We start from the raw sequence: 21255 nt of genomic DNA, 5'->3' as shown, positions 1-21255 counted from the left end.
GCCTTTTAAAATTGTCACAAAAATCCCCGAAATTTACACATTCATCCTCATGCTTGTACAAAAAGCGCCCCGCACCTGCAGCAGGTACGGGGCTGTTTTTGCAGAAAAGAGCGAACCGGCTCATGTTCGCGGAGCCTTGGCTCCGGCGGCCAGCCAGCGCATCCGGCTGAGATAGACCACCAGACTGGCCAGAGGGCCCAGAATATCCGAGATGGGCTCGGCGTAGAAGGCCGCCATGCCCCCAAACAGAGCGGGCAGAATAAACAGCGGCACAAAATAGGCCAGCTTCCGGAAGAAGGAAAGCGGCAGCGAATAGCGCATCATCCCCATGCCGGTAAAACCGTCGATGATGGTGTATTGCAGGCCCAGCGGCACCACCGCCAGCGTGCAGATGCGGATGGCCCGCACCGCCAGCGGCAGCACCTGGGCATCCTGGGTGAAGATGGAGGCGAACGCCGCAGGCAGCAGCTGCCCCGCTGCACAGAGCAGCGCCGTATAGATAAGGCTCAGCGCCAGAATAAACTTCTGGGCCTGGAGAATACGGTCGGGCCGGCCCGCGCCGTAGTTAAAGCCCAGAATGGAACCGGTACCGCCGGTGATGCCGCCCAGCGGCATGGTAACCACCAGCATAAAGCTCTGGGAAATGGTGGCCGCCGCCACCAGAAGATCGCCCTCGGTCGGGCCGCCATATTTTTGCAGCAGAGCATTCAGGGCAATGATCATCACATTGTCGAAGGCGATGATGGCAAAGGGGGTGAAGCCGGTGGCCAGCACCCGGCCCATCACCCGCAGATCGTAGCCGCCGAAGGTGATGTGGATGGGCGGCGTTTTGCTGAACAGAAAACGCAGCACGAACAAACAGCTGCCCAGCTGGCTGAGAATGGTGGCCAGCGCCGCACCGGTAACACCCATGTTCAGCACAAAGATGAACACCGGATCCAGCAGAATGTTCAACACCGCGCCCAGCATCACCGACTGCATGCCCTTTTTGGCAAAGCCCTGGCAGATGATGAACTGGTTCATACCGGTGGAAAGCAGCGCAAAGGGCGTGCCCAGCAGATACACCGTGTAATAGGCCATGGCGTAGGGCAGGGTGGATTCGCTTGCGCCAAACAGAAGCAGGGTCTGCTGCCTTGTGGCCAGCGCCAGCGCCATAAGCACCACCGAAAAACCGCAGAGCAGCAAAAAGCAGTTGGCAAGAATTCTTTTGGCAGCGTTCTGATCGCCCGCGCCCATGCGGATGCTCATCAAAGGCGAGCCACCCACACCCACCAGAAAGGCGACAGATCCGATCATGGTCACGATCGGCCCGCAGACGCCCGCACCTGCCAGCGCCAGCTTACCCACCTCGGCAATGTTTCCGATGTACATCCGGTCCACCACGCTGTACAGCACACTCACAAACTGCGCCAGCATGCTGGGGATGGCAATGCGCAGCACCAGCTGCGGAATGGGGTCCCGCCCCAGATCATTTTCCAGTTTTGCGGCCTGGCTCGCCATGATCTTCTTCACTCCTGTTTTGTGCGATACTTTTACGGCGCAAAGCCGCCCGGCTATTATAGCATTCCCGCATGGGAAAGTAAAGCGGGCCGCTTCCGGAAAAATCCGGCAGCGGCCCGCTTTTGTTTTTTGGGATGAACTTACAGGTTTTTCAGGATGGCGTCGCCCATTTCCGAGCAGCTGACCAGAGTGCAGCCCTCGGCCATCATGTCGCCGGTGCGCAGGCCTGCGTCCAGCACCTTATGCACCGCAGCCTCGATGGCAGCGGCCTCCTCATCCAGATCAAAGCTGTATTTCAGCATCATGGCAGCGGAGAGGATGGTGCCGATGGGATTTGCCTTGTTCTGGCCCGCAATGTCCGGCGCGGAGCCGTGGATGGGCTCGTACAGGCCCCGGCTTCCTTCGCCCAGGCTGGAAGAAGGGATCATGCCGATGGAGCCGGTGATCATGCTGGCCTCGTCGGAAAGAATATCGCCAAACATATTCTCGGTGACCACCACATCGAACTGGCTGGGGTCCTTCACGATCTGCATGGCGGTGTTGTCCACCAGCATATCGGCGTATTCCACGTCCGGGTATTCCTCCGCCAGCCGGTGCATCACCTTGCGCCACAGGCGGCTGGTATCCAGCACGTTGGCCTTGTCCACACTGGTCACCTTGTTGCGGCGCTTGCGGGCAGTCTCGAAGGCAATGCGGCCGATGCGCTCGATCTCGTGTTCGGCGTAGCTCATCACGTCGGTGGCCTTCTGCTCGCCGCCGCATTCCTCGGTGGTATGGCTGCCGAAGTACACGCCGCCAATCAGCTCCCGCACCACGAGGAAGTCAATCCCTTTTTCCACAATTTCCGGCTTCAGGGGGCTGGCGGCAGCCAGCTGGGGCCAGAGCTTCGTCGGGCGGTTGTTGGCATACAGGCCCATGCCGGAACGCAGGGCCAGCAGGCCCTTTTCCGGGCGCTTGTCGCCGGGCAGGCCGTCCCATTTGGGGCCGCCCACCGCGCCCAGCAGCACGCTGTCCGCCACAAGGCATTTTTCCAGCATGGCGGCGGGCAGAGCCTCGCCCCATTTGTCGATGGCAACGCCGCCCATATCCACATCGGTATAAGTAAAGGTGTGGCCGTATTTATTCGCCACCGCGTCCAGTACCCGCAGGGCCTGGTCCACGATCTCGGGGCCGATGCCGTCGCCCCGGATCACCGCAATCTGCTTTTCCATGGGAATCTGTCCTCTCTTTTCTGTGTTTACTGTCTGATGCTGTTCATCAGCCCGCCTGCCTTGATGATCTCCTGAATGAAGGGCGGGAAGGGCTGGGCCTGAAAGGTCTGGCCGGTGGTCTCGTCGGTGATAACGCCGGTGTCGAAGTCCACATGCACCTTGTCCCCCGCCTGAATGGCCTCGCTTGCCGCCGGGCATTCCAGAATGGGCAGACCGATGTTGATGGCGTTGCGGTAGAAGATGCGGGCGAAGGTGGCTGCGATCACGCAGGAGACCCCCGCCGTTTTGATGGCCAGCGGAGCATGCTCCCGGCTGGAGCCGCAGCCGAAGTTGGCTCCTCCCACCATGATGTCGCCGGGCTGCACCTTCTTCACGAAGTCGGGGTCGATGTCCTCCATACAGTGAGCTGCCAGCTCCTTTGCATCGGGGGTGTTCAGGTACCGGGCAGGGATGATTACGTCGGTGTCCACATTGTCCGGATATTTATGTACAAAACCGTTTGCCTGCATTGGTAATTCCTGCCTTTCTTATTCCGCAATGGCGCGGGGGTCGGTGATAAAGCCGGTGAGAGCGCTGGCCGCCGCGGTGGCGGGGCTTGCCAGATAGACCTCACTCTCCACATGGCCCATGCGGCCCACAAAGTTCCGGTTGGTGGTGGAGATGCAGCGCTCGCCCTGGGCCAGAATGCCCATGTAGCCGCCCAGACAGGGCCCGCAGGTGGGGGTGGAAACCACGCAGCCCGCGTCGATGAAATCGGTGGTCCAGCCCCGCAGGATGCACTCCTTGTAGATGGCCATGGTGGCGGGGATGATGATGGCCCGCACACCGGGGGCGATGTGTTTGCCCTTCAGCACCTTCCAGGCGGCCTCCATATCCTCCAGCCGGCCGTTGGTGCAGCTGCCGATGACCACCTGATCGATCTTCACGTCCCTTCCTTCCGCGGCGGGCTTGGTGTCCTCCGGCAGGTGGGGCCAGGCCACGGTGGGTTCCAGCGCGGAGAGATCAATCTCGATGGTCTGCTCGTACTCTGCGTCCTCGTCCGCCTCGTACACGGTCCAGGGGCGCTGGCTGCGGCCGGTGAGATACTGGATGGTCACCTCGTCCACCGGGAAGATACCATTCTTCGCGCCTGCCTCAATGGCCATGTTGCAGATGCAGAGCCGGTCATCCATGGAAAGGCTGGCCACGCCCGGGCCGGTGAACTCCATGCTCTTGTACAGCGCGCCGTCCACCCCGATCATTCCGATGATGTGCAGGATCAGATCCTTGCCGCTCACCGGGGGCTGCAGCTGGCCCTTCAGCACAAAGCGGATGGCGGCGGGCACCTTGAACCAGCATTTGCCGGTGGCCATGCCTGCGGCCATGTCGGTGCTGCCCACACCGGTGGAAAAAGCGCCCAGTGCGCCGTAGGTGCAGGTGTGGCTGTCCGCACCGATGATGCAGTCACCGGCAGTCACAATGCCTTTTTCCGGCAGCAGCGCGTGCTCGATGCCCATCTGGCCCACGTCGTAGAAATTCAGGATGTCGTATTTGTTCGCAAAGTCCCGGCACTGCTTGGACTGCTGAGCGGCCTTGATGTCCTTGTTGGGCACGAAGTGATCCAGCACGATGTTGATGCGGGTCTTATCGAACACGCTGGTGAAGCCTGCCTTGTTGAACTCGTTGATGGCCACCGGGGTGGTGATGTCGTTGCCCAGTACCTCGTCCAGTCGGGCGCTGATCAGCTGGCCTGCCTCCACCTTGTCCAGCCCGGCATGGGCGGCCAGAATCTTCTGCGTCATTGTCATTCCCATGATTGTTTCTTCCCCTTTTATTTGTTGTTGGCCGCGCTGACCATTGCCTTAATGCCTGCGCGGATGATGTCGGTGTCGGTTCCGGCACCCCAGGTCACGGTGCCGTCGCCCCAGCGCAGGCCCACATAAGCCGCCGCTTCACTGGTGGAGCCGTGCTGCAGGCTGTGCTCGGAGTAGGTTTCGATGGTGAAGTCCTGCCCGGTGGCCGCCTTCAATGCGTTGCACACCGCGTCCAGGCGGCCGTTGCCCTGGGCGCTGGCCTCCTTGGTGGTTCCGTCCGGCATGGCGACGGTGATGGCCGCGAAGATTCCGTTCTTCTGGATGAAGTGGGCGTCCGGAATGTCCACCGGAGCGCATTTGTTCAGATAGGTATCGTAGAACACCTGGGCCACCTCGTCGGGCGAAAGCTCCTTGTGGGCGTGGTCCGAGATGGATTTGACCGTGTAGCCGAAATGCTCCCGCATCTTGGGGGGCAGATCGTAGCCGAATTTCTGCTGCAGCAGGAAACCAATGCCGCCCTTGCCGCTCTGGCTGTTGATGCGGATCACATCGCCGTCGTAGGTGCGACCGATGTCGGTGGGGTCGATGGGGATGTAGGGCACATTCCACTGGTGCAGGTTCTTTTCCTTCCGCCAGTTCATACCCTTGGCGATGGCGTCCTGATGGCTGCCGCTGAAGGCCGCGAACACCAGCGCACCGGCGTAGGGAGTGCGCTCGTACACATGCATCCGGGTCACCCGTTCATACAGCTCCACAATGGCGGGCATGTCGCTGAAATCCAGCTTCGGGTCCACCCCGTGGGTGTACAGGTTCATGGCCAGGGTGATCAGATCCACGTTGCCGGTGCGCTCGCCGTTGCCGAACAGGGTGCCCTCCACCCGGTCCGCTCCGGCCAGCAGGGCCAGCTCGGTGTCGGCCACGCCGCAGCCCCGGTCGTTGTGGGGGTGCAGGCTGAGCACCACGCTGTCCCGGTATTTCAGGTTGTCGCTCATGTATTCGATCTGGTTGGCGTAGATGTGGCTCATGCTCATGGCCACGGTGACCGGCAGATTGATGATCATGGGCTTATCCGGGGTGGGCTGCATGATGTCCAGCACCGCGTTGCACACTTCCAGCGCATATTCCGGCTCGGTGCCGGTGAAGCTTTCCGGGCTGTATTCAAACCGGAAGTTGCCCGGGTATTCGGCAGCCAGCTGCTTGACCAGGGCCGCGCCGTCGGTGGCGATCTTTTTGATCTCTTCTTTGCTCTTTTTGAACACCTGCTCCCGCTGGGCCACGCTGGTGGAATTGTAGAAGTGGATCACCGCGCTGGGTGCGCCCTGCACCGCCTCAAAGGTCTTGCGGATGATGTGGTCCCGGCACTGGGTGAGCACCTGCACGGTCACATCTTCGGGGATCATGTTGTTCTCGATCAGGGTGCGCAGGAATTCGTACTCCGTCTCGCTGGCAGCGGGGAAGCCCACCTCGATCTCCTTGAAGCCGATCTTCACCAGCAGCTGGAAGAACTCCAGCTTTTCCTCCAGGCTCATGGGCACGATCAGGCTCTGGTTGCCGTCCCGCAGGTCCACACTGCACCAGGCGGGGGCCTTTTCGATGTGATCCTTATGCACCCAGCGGTACTCGGTCTTGGGCGGGTTATAGTAGCCGATCTGATACTTGGTCACGTCCATCATAAAACAATCGCTCCTTGTTTTGTTCTTCCTGCCGGGGCGGATGCAGACAAAAAAAGCCCTCGTCTCTCAAGGGTCTTTGCCCCTGAGAGACGAGGGCCACATCTTCATGTAAGGCTCCCGCGGTACCACTCTCATTGCTGTGTGTCAGCCGCTCTGTACGGTCGGCAGCCAATGAAAAAGCCGCGAACCGCGCCCCGGATAACGGTGGGGTTCCGCCCTGCGCCTACTGACCGCTTACATCGCTAAACGGGGTTCTGCCGGGTGCTCAGGGGCCAGTATACAGATTCCGCGCCGCTGCCTCGCACCAACCGGCAGCTCTCTGAAGGCGTATGGGCTCTGCTTTTTCCCCGTCCACGCATTTGGATGTTTATCTTGGTAGTAGTTTACCGCATTAAATCTAGTTTGTCAACCCTGTTTTTCGCCGCCCAGCATCCATTTTACCAGCTCCACCGCCGGGATCACCGCCAGTGCAAGCGCCAGACTCAGGCCGTACTGAGCCATGCTCAGAGGAGCAAACCCGAAGGCAGCTGCCGCCGGAGGAAAAAACAACACCCCGGTGGTGAGGGCAAGGCTGCCCGCCAGCGCCGCCCAGAGGTAAGGGTTCTCCCCCTGCTGCTCAAAAATGCTGCCCCGCCGGCTGCGCAGGTTGAAGCTGTGGAAGATCTCGGCCATGCTCATGGTGAGAAAGGCCATGGTCACGCCCAGCCCGCTCTGGTCTGCCTGCCAGAGGCCGGTTTCCAGCCGCACGCCCGCAAAATAAGACCCCAGCGTGAGCGCCGTAACCAATGCCCCCTGCCACAGCACATCCACGCCCAGACCTTCGGCGAAGATGCCCTGCCCCCGGGGCCGGGGCGGGCGGTGCATACTGCCCGGCTCCGCCCGCTCCATGCCAAGGGCCAGCGCGGGGAAACAGTCGGTGATCAGGTTGATCCACAAAAGATGCACCGGCTCCAGCAGCCGGATGCCCAAAAGTGTGGCCAGAAAGATGCTGGCCACCTCGCTCATGTTGGAAGCCAGCAGAAACTGGATGGCCTTGCGGATGTTCTCGTAAATGCGTCGGCCTTCCGCCACCGCGGCGGCGATGGTGGCAAAGTTATCGTCCGCCAGAACCATGTCCGCCACGTTCTTGGTCACGTCGGTTCCGGTAACGCCCATGCCCACGCCGATGTCCGCCGCCTTCACTGCCGGGGCGTCGTTCACCCCGTCGCCGGTCATTGCGGTCACGCAGCCCCGCTGCTGCCAGGCCCGCACGATCCTCGCCTTGTGCTGGGGCTGCACGCGGGCATACACCGAAAACTCCGGGGCTCGCCGCCGCAACTCCTCATCGCTCATGGCATCCAGGGCCGCGCCGGTGACCACCTGGCTCGCGCTGCTCACCAGCCCCAGCGTGCGGCCAATTGCGGCGGCAGTATCCGGGTGATCACCGGTGATCATCACGGTGCGGATGCCTGCCGACCTGCAAGCTCGCACCGCTCCCGGCACCTGAGGGCGCACCGGGTCCAGCATGCCCGCAAGGCCCAGAAACACCAGCTGGTTTTCCGCTGCTGCGGGCGTTAAAGGTGCGGGCAGCCGGTCCCATGCCCGGTAAGCCGCCGCCAGTACCCGCAGTGCCTGCGCCGCCATCCGCCGGTTCTCCGCCAGAATGCGAGTGCGGTCCGCCTGGGTCAGAGGCCGGGGCTGGCCATCCTGCAGCCAGTGGGTGCATTTTTGCAGCAGCACGTCCGGTGCGCCTTTCGTATACTGGATTATTCCGTCCTTCTGTTTATGGAAGGTGCTCATGCACTTGCGCTCGCTGTCGAAAGGCAGCTCGGCCACCCGGGGCTGTGGTGCCGCCAGTGCCGCCTTGCGCATTCCCAAGCGGGCGGCGTATTCCACCAGCGCGCACTCGGTGGCCTCCCCTTTTGCGGTACCATCCGGCTCCAGCTGTGCGTCGGTGCAAAGGGTCATCGCGGTTGCCAGCAGCTTCTGGGGGCCGTAGCAGCGCTGCACCTCCATCCGGTTCTGGGTCAGGGTTCCGGTCTTGTCGGTGCAGATCACCTGTGCGCAGCCCAGCGCCTCCACCGCCGTGAGCCGGCGGATCACTGCACCCTGACGGCTCATCCGGGTCACCCCCACCGAAAGCACGATGGTCACCACTGCGGCCAACCCCTCCGGCACCGCCGCTACCGCCAGACTTACCGCCACCAGAAAGGTGTCCAGAACGGTGGGCAGATCCACGCTGCCGTTTCGCCACAGGCTGAACCCGAACAAAAACACGCAAATGGCCAGCACCAGCGCACTCAAGGTCCGGCTCAGGCCCGCCAACGTCTGCTGCAAAGGTGTCTTGCCCTGTGCGGTCTCCGCCAGCGCCCCGGCAATGCGGCCCATCTCGGTGTTCATTCCGGTGGCGGTGACCAGAAGCTTGCCCCGGCCATACCGCACGGTGCTGCCCAGATAGGCCATGCAGCGGCGCTCGGCCAGCGGAGTATTCGCCCCCGTCGGGCGGGTGTTTTTTTCCACCGGCAGGCTCTCACCGGTGAGGGCGGCTTCCTCGGTGCGCAGGCTGACGCATTCCACGAGCCGCCCGTCCGCCGGAACCGCGTCCCCCGCCTCCAGCAGTACCACGTCCCCCGGCACCAGCTCCTCGCTGGCCACCTCCAGCTGACGGCCACCCCGCAGCACCCGGCTGTGGGCTGCTGTCATCTTTTGCAGCGCCTGAATGGCCTGCTCGGCCTTGTGCTCCTGATAGACCCCCAGCACCCCGTTGATGATCACCACCGCCAGAATGATAAACACATCCGCAAAGCTTTCGCCCGCCACAGCCGCCGCCCCGCCGGACACCGCCGCAGCAGCCAGCAGCACCACAATCATCGGGTCGGCCATCTGCTGCAAAAACCGCTGGAACAGCCCGGCCTGCTTTTGCTCGGCCAATCGGTTGGGGCCGTTCTCGGCCAGACGGCGGGCCGCCTCTGCTTCCCCGAGCCCCTGCGGGCTGCTTTTTGCCCGCCCCAGCGCGGCCTCAATCTCCAGCTGATACCATTCCATTCCCTCGTCCTCCTTTTTCCGCAACCGGTTCCTTTCAGTGTATGCGGGAAAAAAGCGGGGCATGAATGAGCTAGACAACCGGGGGTTTTGATATATTCATCCAATTATATACTTTTAGTATATAATCAACATAAAGAAAACCGCCCCGGACAAAACCGGAGCGGCGGTATACAAAACTTATTTGATGCGCAGGATGCTCTGAATGAGCAGCACGCCCACCAGGATGGGCAGCACGAAGGTCACATAGCCGCGCACCCAGTTCGGCACCTTGGGTCCCACGCCCTGGTTGGCCTCCTCCTGGTAGTTCTTGAAGCCCCAGCCAACACGGCTGACACAGAACAGCAGGTAAACCAGCGAACCGCCGGGCAGCAGGATGTTGCTGACCAGATAGTCCTCCAGATCCAGCACGGCGGTGCCTGCCTCGAAGGGCACGAAGCCGCTCCACACATTGTAGCCCAGAATACAGGGCATGGAAATGATGGCCACGATGATGCCGTTCACCAGCGCGGCCTTTTTGCGGCTCCAGCCGGAAAGGTCGATGGTGCAGGCCAGAATGTTCTCGAACACCGCCACGATGGTGGAGAAGGAGGCGAAGCTCATGAACAAAAAGAACAGAGTGCCCCACACACGGCCCGCCGCCATGGAGTTGAACACGTTGGGCAGGGTCATGAAGATCAGCGGAGGGCCGCTGTCCACGGGAACATCGTAGGCAAAGCAGGCCGGGAAGATGATCAGGCCGGACACAAAGGCCACAAAGGTATCCAGAATGGCGATGTTGATGGACTCGCCCAGCAGCCGGCGCTCACGGCCCAGATAGCTGCCGAAGATCAGCATGGCGCCGATGCCCAGGCTCAGGGTGAAGAAGCTCTGGTTCATGGCCGCGGTGATGGTGCCCAGAATGCCGGTCTCCTGCACCTTGCTCAGATCCGGCACCAGATAAAAGCGAATGCCCTCAGACGCGCCGGGCAAAAACAGGCTGTTCACTGCCAGTACCACCATGATGACCAGCAGAGCCACCATCATCCATTTGGTAATGCGCTCCACACCCTTCTGCAAACCGAAGGAGCAGATCACAAAGCCCAGCACCACGATGATGAGCATCCAGATGGTCATGGTCACCGGCTGGCCCAGCATACCGGAAAAGGCATTGTCGATGCCGGCCTTGTCCAGCCCGCTCATTTCACCGATGAGGAACCGATAGAAATAGTAGAGCATCCAGCCCGCTACTGTGGTGTAGAAGGCCATGAGCACATAGTTGCCCAGCATGGCAAAAATGCCGTGCCAGTGCCATTTGGATCCCTTGGGCTCCAGCTCCTGATACGCCTTGATGCAGCTCTTGCGGCTGGCCCGGCCGATGGCAAATTCCATGGTCAGCACGGGGATGCCCACCACTGCCAGGAAAAACACATACAGCAGCACAAACAGGCCGCCGCCGTTCTGGCCGACCACATAGGGGAAGCGCCACACGTTGCCGATGCCGATGGCGCACCCGGCACTGAGCAGCAGAAAGCCCAGCCGGGAACCGAATTTTTCACGTTGCATAATTCTCTTCCTCTCGCCGTTCGTTGATCCGCACCGGGCATTGCGCTCCGCAATCACTTTGCCGCAGTACTTCTTTATTATACATTCACAGTACAGTGACTTACAAGCCGTAACTGCATTTTGTGACTTTTTGTGACAAACAAAAATCGTCGCACCGGCCCGGGCAACATGCCCAAAACCGGCACGGCGTACAGCTCAGCTCAGCTCGAACATGCCGTTATACAGCTGATAGTATTCGCCCTTCTGGTCCAGCAGCTCCTGATGGCTGCCCCGCTCCACGATCTGCCCCTGCTCCAGCACGATGATGGCATCCGCGTTGCGCACGGTGGACAGCCGGTGGGCGATCACAAACACGGTGCGCCCCTCCATCAGCCGGTCCATGCCCTTTTCGATCAGGGCCTCGGTGCGGGTATCGATGCTGCTGGTGGCTTCGTCCAGAATCAGCACCGGCGGGTCCGCAATGGCCGCCCGGGCAATGGCCAGCAGCTGCCGCTGCCCCTGGGAAAGGTTCTTGCCGTCGCCGGTAACCGGGGTGTCGTACCCCTTGGGAAGACGGCGGATGAAGGAGTGGGCATTGGCCAGCTTGGCCGCCGCCACCACTTCCTCATCGGTGGCATCCAGCTTACCGAAGCGGATGTTATCCGCAATGGTGCCGGTGAACAGGTGGGTGTCCTGCAGAACCACCGCCAGCGACCGGCGCAGATCCGGTTTCTGGATGCGGCGCACATCAATGCCATCGTAGGTAATGCGCCCGTCGGTCACATCATAGAACCGGTTGATCAGGTTGGTCACCGTGGTTTTGCCCGCGCCGGTGGACCCCACAAAAGCAATCTTCTGGCCGGGCTTTGCATAAAGGCTGATATCCTTCAGAATCAGCCGGGAGGAATCATAGCCAAAGCTCACATGCTCAAAGCGTACATCGCCCCGCAGCGGAGTCTCCTTTCCGGAAGCGTTATCCTTCCAGACCCAGGCGCCCTGTGTGCCGGCCAGCTCCACGCTGCCCTTGTCCACCTCGGGGGTCTCCTCCATGGCGTTGAAGATTCGCTCGGCGCCGGCCAGCGCCGCCAGCAGGAAGTTGGACTGCTGGGTAAACTGGTTGATGGGCATGGCTGCCTGACGCACAAATACCAGATAACTGGTGAGGCTGCCCACGTCGGTCATGCCGTGGATGGCCATAATGCCGCCCAGCACCGCCACCACCGCATAGTTCACATAAGAAATACTCACCACGGTGGGCACCATGGTGGCCGCATAGCTCTGGGCACTGGTGGCCGCCTGACGCAGCGCCTCGTTCTGGGCGCAGAAGGCCTCCACATTCTGCCGCTCGTGGTTGAATACCTTGATCACCTTCTGGCCGCTGATCATCTCCTCAATGGTGCCGTTCAGCTTGCCCAGCACCTGCTGCTGGCTCTGGAAATACCGTTTGCTGCGCTGACCACTGTAACGCACGGTGGCGAACATGGCAATGTAGCCCACCACCACGATCAGCGAGAGCTGCCAGTTCAGCACGAACAGCAGCGTCAGGGTGCCAACGATCTGAATAAAGCTCTGGATCACCATGGCAAAGCTGTTGTTCAGCGCGTCGGCAATGGTATCCACGTCGTTGGTAAAGCGGCTCATAATGTCGCCGTGGCTGCGGGTATCAAAATAGCGCAGCGGAAGGGTCTGCACATGGCGGAACAGATCCCGTCGGATCTCGTACACAATTTTCTGGGCAGCCTTCACCATCAGCTGGGTGTAGCCAAAAGCAGATACCACGCCCACCGCATAGATGCCCGCCACAATGCCCACCGCCGCCAGCAGGCCGTTGGTATCGGCGGGCAGGATGTAACGGTTCACCAGAGGCTTGAGCATGAAGGTGCCCAGCAGGTTCGCGGCGGCGCTCAGGCTTACCAGCACCGCCACCAGTGCCATAATCAGCTTGTGGTGGCCCATGTAGGCCAGCAGTACCCCCAGCGTATGGCCCAGATCATTGGGCCGCCGGGCCGAAAACTGCCGTCTGCTCATTCTTCGCCGCCTCCTTTCATCTGGGATTCATAGATCTCCCGGTAGATGGCATTCTCCGCCAGCAGCTGGCTGTGGGTGCCAATGCCATTGACCCGGCCATCCTCCAGCACCAGAATCTGATCCGCGTCCATTACCGAGGTCACCCGCTGAGCGATGATGATCTTGGTGGTATCGGCCAAGGCCGCAAGCCCCGCCCGGATGCGGGCCTCGGTGGCGGTGTCCACCGCACTGGTGGAGTCATCGAAGATCAGCACCTTGGGCCGCTTGAGCAGGGTGCGGGCAATGCACAGGCGCTGCTTCTGCCCACCGGACACGTTCACGCCGCCCTGGCCCAGCTCGGTGTCCAGCCCCTTGGGCATCCGACTCAAAAATTCATCGGCACAGGCGGTACGGCAGGCCCATTCCAGCTCTTCTTCGCTGGCCTGTTCGTTGCCCCAGAGCAGGTTTTCCCGGATGGTACCGCTGAACAGCACGTTCTTTTGCAGCACGATGCCCACCGCATCCCGCAGCGCTTCCAGCCGGTATTCCCGCACATCCCGGCCGCCCACCTTGACGCAGCCGCCGGTCACATCATACAAACGGGGAATCAGCTGCACCAGCGAGGTTTTGGCCGAACCGGTGCCGCCCAGAATGCCCAGCGTCTGTCCCGCCGGCACACGCAGGCAGATGTCCTCCAGCACATTCTCCTGCGCGGAGGCGCTGTATTTGAAATCCACATGGCAGAATTCCACACTGCCATCTGTAATCTTCTCACAGGCTTCCGGCCCATCCGCCAGGCTGGGCTTCTGATCCAGTACCTCCATCACGCGGGCTGCGCTGGCAAGCGAACGGGTGAGCATCAGAAACACATTGGAGATCATCATCAGCGAGTTCATGATCTGCAGTACATAACTCAGAAAACCGGTGAGCTTACCCACCTGCATGCTGCCTGCAATCACCATATTGCCGCCGAACCAGAGCAGCAGGGTCACCGCTGCATACATGGTGAACTGGAACGCCGGCAGGTTCATCACCGCAAAGTGAAAGGTGCGCTGACTGGTCTGCATCAGGCCGCTGTTCACCTGTTCAAACTTCTCTTCCTCATACTCTCCCCGTACAAAAGCCTTTACCGCCCGGATGGCAGTCAGGTTTTCCTCCACAACCACATTCACCCGGTCCATGGCGATTTGAAGCCGGCTGTACATGGGGGCCACCTTATACACGATGAAAGCCAGCACTGCTGCAAGCACCGGTACACAACACAGAAAGATCAGGCTCAGCCGGGCGTTCATAAAGAACGCAAGCCCCACACCCATAATCAGCATGGATGGCCCACGCACCATGGGCCGGAGCCCGCCGCTCACCGCATTCTGCAACACCGTAATATCAGTGGTCATGCGGGTGATCAGCGACGAGGTCTCGAACCGATCCAGATCCACGAAGGAATATTCCTGAATCTTCCGGTACTGCTCCTGGCGCAAAAGCGCACCGAATCCACAGGCTGCCCGGGCCATATACCGGGCATACAACATACCGGTCAGCAGTGAAAGCAGAGCGCAGATTCCCATCTGCACACCCTTCATCAACACATAGTTCACATCCCGGTTGGCAACGCCCACGTCGATGGTATCCGCCATAATCACAGGGATGAACATTTCCAGCCCGGTTTCCAGCACCACAAACAGCACTGCCAGAACAAATTCCTTTTTGTAGCGGCCCAGATGCGCAAACACACGCCGCAGCTGTTCCATATATCATTCCTCCTTCCGTTTTTTTCCAATCATTTCATCGAACAAAATTCCCCCGGGGCGATTTCAGCGCTTGCCAAAACCGCCCCAGGGGGGAAATTTACAGACGTAAAGCAGTTACCCCAGCTTGCTCACGTTCATATCGGTGGGCTTGGGAATGCCAGGCACCGTGCCGGTGCTGCTGTACTGCCAGATGTCATAATTATAATCGAAGCTCAGCTGATCCCGATACTGGGCAATCCAGATGCTGTAGGGAGACAGGCTGGCCATGTTCAGCTGGTTGTAGAACCAGCTGGCGTAGCTGTAAACGCCCGCCTTGTAACCGGAATTGCGGATGGTCTCGCAGAAGGCCACCGCGTTGGCGGTACGCTGGGCACGGCTGATGTTATCGGCCCGGCCGGTATCTCCCGCCACTTTTTCGGTATCAAAATAGATGGGATAGCTGATGTTGTAGCCCTGGCACAGACTGATCACCATGCTGGCCTCTTCCACCGCTTCGGTCTCGTTGATGGCCTGGCTGTAGAAATACAAACCGACCTTCAGCCCCGCCGCAGTGGCACCCTTGATGTTCTGGCGGAAAGTCGAATCCTCAACCAGAACACCGGTGCCGTAGCCGCGGTAGCCCACGCGAATGATGGCAAACTCGATTCCGGAGACCTTCACCTTGTTCCAGTCGATGTTGCCCTGGTACTTGGACACGTCCACGCCCTTTACCCAGGCCGTGCCGCCGCTGTTCCCGCCGCTGCTTTCACCGCCGGTGCTTTCGCTGCTACTGCTTTCGCTGCTACTGCTTTCGCTGCCGCCAGTCTCCTGCTTCACCAGCGCGCCGTTTTCATCAAAGGTATATGTAGTGCCCGCAATTACCTTGGTGCCGGTCACCTTCTGATGCGTGCTCGGGTCATAATAGGCCTGTTTATCCGAAGTGCTGGGATACCAGCCGGAATACAGAGTTACGATCACCTTTTCCGCCGCAGTAATGGCAAAGCCATCGTGAGCAATTCCCTGCATGGCACTCTCGTCGTAGAACTGGAGTGTAGGCTCCAGAGAAAGCGTGCTCACACCATCTGCCGCACCGGCTGCCAGCAGGCCGCCGCGTGCCCAGGCACCCAGATCCAGCCCCAGAACATTGCCGGCCGCTGTTTGCAAAGCTGCAGAACCGCTGGTCGGCTCCTGGCTGGCCGCCGGAACTTCCGTCGGAGCCGGACTCTCGGTGGGGGCCGGAACCTCGGTGGGAACCGGAACCTCGGTGGGAACCGGAACCTCGGTGGGCGCCGGGGTGGGGGTGGGTACCATACCCGCATCCAACGTTGCTTCCACCAGGAATTCCGTACCATCCTGCGCAGTAGCCGTTTTGCTCACATAATAAGGACTGGTACTGCCATCGGCATATTTCAGATACTTCCGGCCATTCTGGTCTACCACATCCGGAATATACACCGTGGTTTTGCGCTCTTCTGCCGAGGAATCGTTATAATCATAGTCGTTGCCGGAAGGAGTCGGAGCCGGAGTAGGCGCTGCGGTGGGCTCAGGCAGGGTGGGATCCTTGCCGCTTCCGGTACCTGCACCGGCATGGCTGGCGTTGCCGTTATCTTCCTTGGCCTCGTTAACCTCGCTGGACTGCTTGATCTGATCCTTAACCGCTTCCACATCGGCCTTGTACTGTACCTTTTCCTTGACCGCCAGAGTCACCGGCTCGGGGGTCACAAAGCCCTCCCGCTCGGCCACCGAGACCGTATACTCACCGATGTTCACCTGCTTGATGAGCAGCGTACCGGTTTCCGGGTCCAGCGTATAGGTGCTTGCCTTGCCGGACTTCGGCGTGAGCTGCACCTCGAAATCCTGCCCCAGCACCGGCAGCCCGCTGTCCGCGTCCATCACGGTAACGCCCACACTCTGCTGCACGGCAGTGGCTTCAATCTCCAGCCGAACCGGTGCCTGGGTGGGCTCCGGCGTGGCGGTGGCTTCCGGCTCACTGCTTACCGGCGCAACCACAGGCTGGCTCACACTCACCGAAATGGACGAACTGTTGTTGGCTGCATTCACCGCAGTAAACGCAATGCCTGCACCGCAGCTCACGGTTACCGCCAGCGCGCAGCACAAAGCAACCAGCGCTTTGCCCAGCGGCATGCGGGAAAACTTACTGCCCGAAAAATAGCGGGAAAGATCCCGTTTGTTCATAGCTATGATCCCTTTCCTTTTTCCTGTATCTTGATCAAATTCCTCGTGCTGTAACGAAAAAGGCTATAATCATGTTTAGTATACCATATTTTCCGCATAGGGAAACCAACTTTCCCTCTCTTTAACTGTTTTTCAGAATTTTGCACGAATCCCGGCTTCGGTTCTTGTTATCTTTCTTCATTTTTCCCGACTTCCTTCTCTTTTCCTTAACCCTCTGCTGGTATTTTTGCCCTATATGTTGTAAGATGAAAAGGAAAAAGGTTCGCAATCATTTTCCCCATTCAGACAAAGGAGTTTTTTCATGGATCTTCCCATGCTACCCACCGAATTTCACACCGGTCTGTGCTTTGACGCTCATCATCTGCTGGGTGCGCATCCGGCACCGGAGCAGGGATCGGACGTCTGGCTGTTTCGTCTCTGGGCCCCCAGCGCCCGGCGTGTTCAGGTCTTTGGCGACTTCAACAGCTGGTCCGGGCAGGATCTTGCCCGTGATGCTGCCGGCGTGTGGAGCGGCTATGTGACCGGTGCACATCAGGGCCAGTTCTACAAATACAACATTCAAAAACAAAACGGCGACTGGGCCCTGCACACCGACCCCTACGGTTTTTACACGGAACTCCGGCCCGGCAGTGCCAGCGTGCTGTGGGGCCTGCCAACACACAAATTTCAGGACAAAGACTGGATCGCCAGCCGCAGCGCCCGCTATGACCATCCGCTGAACATCTATGAACTGCACGCGGGCAGCTGGAAGCGCCACCCGGACGGCCGTTGGTACACCTACCGTCAGCTTGCGGGTGCGCTGATCCCCTGGCTAAAGGAACAGGGCTATAATTTCATCGAGCTGCTCCCGCTGGCAGAGCATCCCTTCGACGGCAGCTGGGGCTACCAGTGCACCGGCTATTTCAGCGTGACCAGCCGCTATGGTACCCCGGAGGAATTCGCCGCCTTTGTGGATGCCTGCCACCAGGCGGGTATCGGTGTTCTGATGGATTTCGTACCGGTGCACTTTGCCTGCAATGGAGATGCGCTGGCCCGGCTGGACGGCACCCACCTTTATGAATACGACAGCGACGTGGGGCTCAGTGAATGGGGCAGCTACAACTTTAACCTGTACCGGGGCGAAGTACGCAGTTTTTTAAACAGTGCTGCCGCCTTCTGGCTGGAAGTCTATCACTGCGACGGCCTGCGCATGGATGCGGTAAGCCGGGCGCTTTACTGGCAGGGCGACGATGCCCGCGGGGTCAATCAGGGCGCGGTGAAGTTCTTGCAGACCATGAACCAGGGACTGCACCAGCGTTTTCCCGGGGTAATTCTGGCCGCAGAGGACAGCACCAACTATCTGAAGGTCACCGCTCCCGTGCAATACGACGGCCTGGGCTTCGACTATAAGTGGGATATGGGCTGGATGAACGACACTCTTCGCTATTTTTCCACACCTTTTGACCAGCGCCCGGCTCTTTATCACTCCATTACATTCTCCATGGAGTATTTTTATAATGAATTATACCTGCTGGCATTATCTCATGATGAGGTGGTACACGGCAAGCACACGCTGATTGACAAGATGTGGGGCAGCTATGAGGAAAAATTCGCTCAGGCCCGGTTGCTGCAGTTTTATTTTATGTTGCATCCCGGCAAAAAACTCAGCTTTATGGGCACTGAACTGGCTCACTTCCGGGAATGGGACGAGAGTCGCGCCATGGACTGGTGCCTTCTGGAATACCCCATGCACCAGGCCTTTCTCTGGCTCGTTCGGGATTTGAACCGCCTGTACCTTCAGGAACCTGCCCTGTTCAGCGGCGAATACCACAGCGGACGCTTTCAGTGGATTACCCGTGAGGCCGTAGATGATGGCGTATTTGCCTTCACCCGCACCAGTGCCGAGGGGGAAACTTTTCTGATTGTTCTAAACACACAGGACAAAACGCACAATCATTACCCATTGTATTTTGACAATTTCCGCCATGCCCATCTGGTACTTTGCACTGATTCGCCATATTACGGCGGCAGTCAGTCCCCCGTTGGGGAGACACGTTCGATACCGGGTGGCGTAATGGGCAAAAGCCATACCCTGTATCTCGACCTGCCCGCGTTAAGTGGCAGCCTTTATCGACTGTAATAAACAGTGAATGATCATGGATTGACAGCCCCTCTCTTTCCCGCTACAATGAAGGCAACAGGAAATCCCGGGCGGCCCGGCTGCCCCTATCACACTACTTGGGAGGTACGTTCCTATGCTGCGCATCTTGACCGATTCCACCGCTGATCTTCCAGCGGCGTTGGCACAAAGAATGCAGATGGAGATTATTCCCCTGCAGGTAACTTTTGAGAACGGCGAAACCTATCGGGACGGGCTGGATCTTTCGCCCGATGAATTCTATGAGCGGCTCAGTGAATGCCACAAACTGCCCAGCACCAGCCAGCCCAGCCCGGAAGCGTTTGAGAAAGCCTTTCAAGACGCACAGGATGCGGGTGACGAGGTAATTGCAATTCTGCTGTCCAGCAAGATTTCCGGCACCTATCAGTCCGCCCAGATTGCTGCCTCACTGGTGGATCACGATAAAATCTACCTGATCGATGGATTGAGTGCCACACTGGGCAATCAGCTGCTGGTTCGGCTGGCAGCAGAGCTGCGTGACGAGGGGCGTCCTGCTGGCGAGATCGTAAGCATTCTGGAAGAGGAAAAGCACAAGGTTCGGCTGCTGGCCGTGGTGGACGATCTGAAATATTTCCGCAAAGGCGGTCGGCTTTCCGGCGCTGAGGCTTTTGCCGGAACGCTTCTGGGAATCAAGCCTGTGGTTGGTATGAAGGATGGACATGTGTCTCTGGTAGGCAAAGCCCGTGGCCTGCCCGGTGCCTATGTGGCACTGTTCAAGCAGCTGGATCAGGATGGCGGTTTGGATCCGGACAAACGGTACCTGGTAGGCTATACCGCTCATCATCGTGCTATGGAGCCCATTCAGAAATATCTGATCGGTAACCTGCATCTGCCTGCTGCCGAAGTCTTCCATATCGGACCGGTAATCGGCACGCACGCCGGCCCCGGTGCCGCCGGCATCGCCTATTTTGCCAAGGGTGAAGATTGAATCTGAAAGCCAAAAGAGCTCTGCGCTGGTTAATCAGCGCAGAGCTCTTTTTACAGTTCATCCCTTTGAAGGTCAATACACACAATCTCCGGCGGTGCGAGCAGACGCATCGGAAGCCGTGTAGTTCCAACACCGCCGCTCACATACAGTCGAAAAAACTCTGGTTCGGCCTTATCCAGAGAATAAAGTCCACTCACAAAATCGCCGGAACCCGGTGGAAGAATTCGCTGCGCAATCCATGGCACCCCGATCTGCCCGCCGTGGGTATGCCCCGCCAACATCAGTCCTCCTTTTGGCAACTCTGCCAAAAGGTCAACGGTAACAGGCTCATGGGCCACCAGCAGCGGAAACATATCTTCCTGGAAATCGTTCAGCAGCTGTTCCATATCTCCGGTCAGATAGTCATCGTATCCCATCAGCTGGATCTGATACTCCTCCAGGAGCAGGCCCTCGTTTTTCAGTACCTGAAACCCACAGGATTCCATGAATTCCTGATAGATGCGCACAGCGCCACCGCCCCAGTCATGATTGCCCCAAACTGCATACTTGCCACCGGGAGCTTCTATACAGCTCAGCTGTATGCGCAGCATTTCCAGATCCAGCTGCTGTCGATCCCGGGCGTAGTTATCCAGAAGATCCCCGCCGAAAATCACCACATCCGGTTCCAGTCCGTTGATTTTATCGACCAGCTGCACCGCATCTGAAACAGACTTGTCCCTGCCAAAGTGGGTATCGGTAAAAAAGACAACGCGGCAGTCATCCTTCAGATTTTGTGCCGGCAGCGTCAGCCTGCGAACGATCAGCAACTCCGGTTCCACAAAGCGGGCATACAGTCCCGCCAATAAGGCCCCCAACAGGGGCAAAATCAGCATCCAACCCCAGCATCGCTTTTTTCTTGTTTGTTTCTGTCTCATCGATTGGTTTCTTTCTATATAAAAACAAACCGCTGTTTTTTTTCGCAGTTTATGGCTTGTGGAAATAGTCGAATAATATGAAAAACAACTCATCTTCTCCTCGGCAATATGGTTCCCGCAAAAATTTGCCTTGCAAAGTTTTGTGGGGATGAGGAGGAATGACGAAATAGTATGAGAAAAGCCCAGTCATTTGCCTGAGCTTTTGAATGGAATGCAGTCCATTCTGCCGGGGCGTTCGTTTTCCCCCGGCAGCGGGGCCCTCGCAAAAGTTTGCCTTGCAAAGTTTTGTGGGGATGAGGAGGAATGACGAAATAATACGAGAAAAGCCCAGCCATTTGCCTGAGTTTTTGAATGGAATGCAGTCCATTCTGCCGGGGCGTTCGTTTTCCCCCGGCAGCGAGGCCCCCGCAAAAATTTGCCTTGCAAAGTTTTGTGGGGAAAAGGAGGAATGACGAAATAATATGAGAAAAGCCCAGCCATTTGCCTGAGTTTTTGAATGGAATGCAGTCCATTCTGCCGGGGCGTTCGTTTTCCCCCGGCAGCGGGGCCCCCGCAAAAGTTTGCCTTGCAAAGTTTTGTGGGGAAAAGGAGGAATGACGA

Annotated in this window: 14 protein-coding genes; 2 read left to right on the top strand and 12 right to left on the bottom strand. The window is 59.0% G+C overall.

What is annotated here, in order from left to right; genetic code table 11:
- Positions 1-120: 120 nt before the first annotated feature.
- The 10 genes from EDD77_RS10230 to EDD77_RS10185 all read right to left on the bottom strand — a co-directional run bounded on the left by EDD77_RS10230 (position 121) and on the right by EDD77_RS10185 (position 16655).
- A complete protein-coding gene (locus EDD77_RS10230) occupies positions 121-1500 on the bottom strand; it encodes an MATE family efflux transporter (protein WP_058967193.1) in 1380 nt (459 codons plus the stop codon).
- 140 nt (positions 1501-1640) lie between these two features.
- Positions 1641-2711: a 3-isopropylmalate dehydrogenase gene (gene leuB, locus EDD77_RS10225; RefSeq protein WP_058967194.1), complete on the bottom strand. Its 1071-nt coding sequence runs from the start codon at positions 2709-2711 to the stop codon at positions 1641-1643.
- A 26-nt stretch (positions 2712-2737) separates the two neighbouring features.
- Entirely contained in the window at positions 2738-3220 is a 483-nt protein-coding gene (gene leuD, locus EDD77_RS10220) for a 3-isopropylmalate dehydratase small subunit (protein ID WP_058967195.1), read from the bottom strand.
- A gap of 18 nt (positions 3221-3238) precedes the next feature.
- Complete coding sequence (gene leuC, locus EDD77_RS10215; protein WP_058967196.1) at positions 3239-4504, bottom strand: 3-isopropylmalate dehydratase large subunit; 1266 nt, start codon at positions 4502-4504, stop codon at positions 3239-3241.
- A gap of 17 nt (positions 4505-4521) precedes the next feature.
- Positions 4522-6177 (bottom strand): 2-isopropylmalate synthase, encoded by a 1656-nt coding sequence (locus EDD77_RS10210; protein ID WP_058967197.1) that lies wholly within the window; start codon positions 6175-6177, stop codon positions 4522-4524.
- Between the two features lie 405 nt (positions 6178-6582).
- Positions 6583-9201, bottom strand: a complete 2619-nt coding sequence (locus EDD77_RS10205; RefSeq protein ID WP_058967198.1) for a cation-translocating P-type ATPase — start codon at positions 9199-9201, stop codon at positions 6583-6585.
- Positions 9202-9378: 177 nt separating this feature from the next.
- Positions 9379-10743, bottom strand: coding sequence for a sodium-dependent transporter (locus EDD77_RS10200; RefSeq protein WP_058967199.1), 1365 nt, complete (start codon positions 10741-10743; stop codon positions 9379-9381).
- Positions 10744-10938: 195 nt separating this feature from the next.
- A complete protein-coding gene (locus EDD77_RS10195) occupies positions 10939-12750 on the bottom strand; it encodes an ABC transporter ATP-binding protein (protein WP_058967200.1) in 1812 nt (603 codons plus the stop codon).
- Positions 12747-14480, bottom strand: a complete 1734-nt coding sequence (locus tag EDD77_RS10190) for an ABC transporter ATP-binding protein (RefSeq protein ID WP_058967201.1) — start codon at positions 14478-14480, stop codon at positions 12747-12749. Before EDD77_RS10190 ends, EDD77_RS10195 begins: the two co-directional genes overlap by 4 nt.
- 114 nt (positions 14481-14594) lie before the next feature.
- A complete protein-coding gene (locus tag EDD77_RS10185; protein ID WP_058967202.1) occupies positions 14595-16655 on the bottom strand; it encodes a glycoside hydrolase family 25 protein in 2061 nt (686 codons plus the stop codon).
- A gap of 301 nt (positions 16656-16956) precedes the next feature.
- Between EDD77_RS10185 and glgB the strand changes: the two genes are divergently transcribed.
- Together glgB and EDD77_RS10175 are read left to right on the top strand one after the other, a co-directional pair.
- On the top strand, positions 16957-18774 hold the full coding sequence (gene glgB, locus EDD77_RS10180; protein WP_242868491.1) for a 1,4-alpha-glucan branching protein GlgB: 1818 nt from the start codon (positions 16957-16959) through the stop codon (positions 18772-18774).
- Positions 18775-18889: 115 nt separating this feature from the next.
- Positions 18890-19741, top strand: a complete 852-nt coding sequence (locus tag EDD77_RS10175; protein WP_058967203.1) for a DegV family protein — start codon at positions 18890-18892, stop codon at positions 19739-19741.
- A 50-nt stretch (positions 19742-19791) separates the two neighbouring features.
- Here the strand turns inward: EDD77_RS10175 and EDD77_RS10170 are convergent, their stop codons facing one another.
- Positions 19792-20613 (bottom strand): metallophosphoesterase, encoded by an 822-nt coding sequence (locus EDD77_RS10170; protein WP_058967204.1) that lies wholly within the window; start codon positions 20611-20613, stop codon positions 19792-19794.
- Positions 20614-20704: 91 nt separating this feature from the next.
- The coding region (locus EDD77_RS18085) for a hypothetical protein (protein ID WP_172733319.1) at positions 20705-21255 on the bottom strand (551 nt) is incomplete at its 5' end.

This window comes from Allofournierella massiliensis (assembly GCF_004345265.1).
GTDB classification, from domain to species: Bacteria; Bacillota; Clostridia; order Oscillospirales; family Ruminococcaceae; genus Allofournierella; species Allofournierella massiliensis.
Note: the sequence above shows the minus strand (reverse complement) of the source record. Positions and strands in the feature narration are given on the sequence as shown.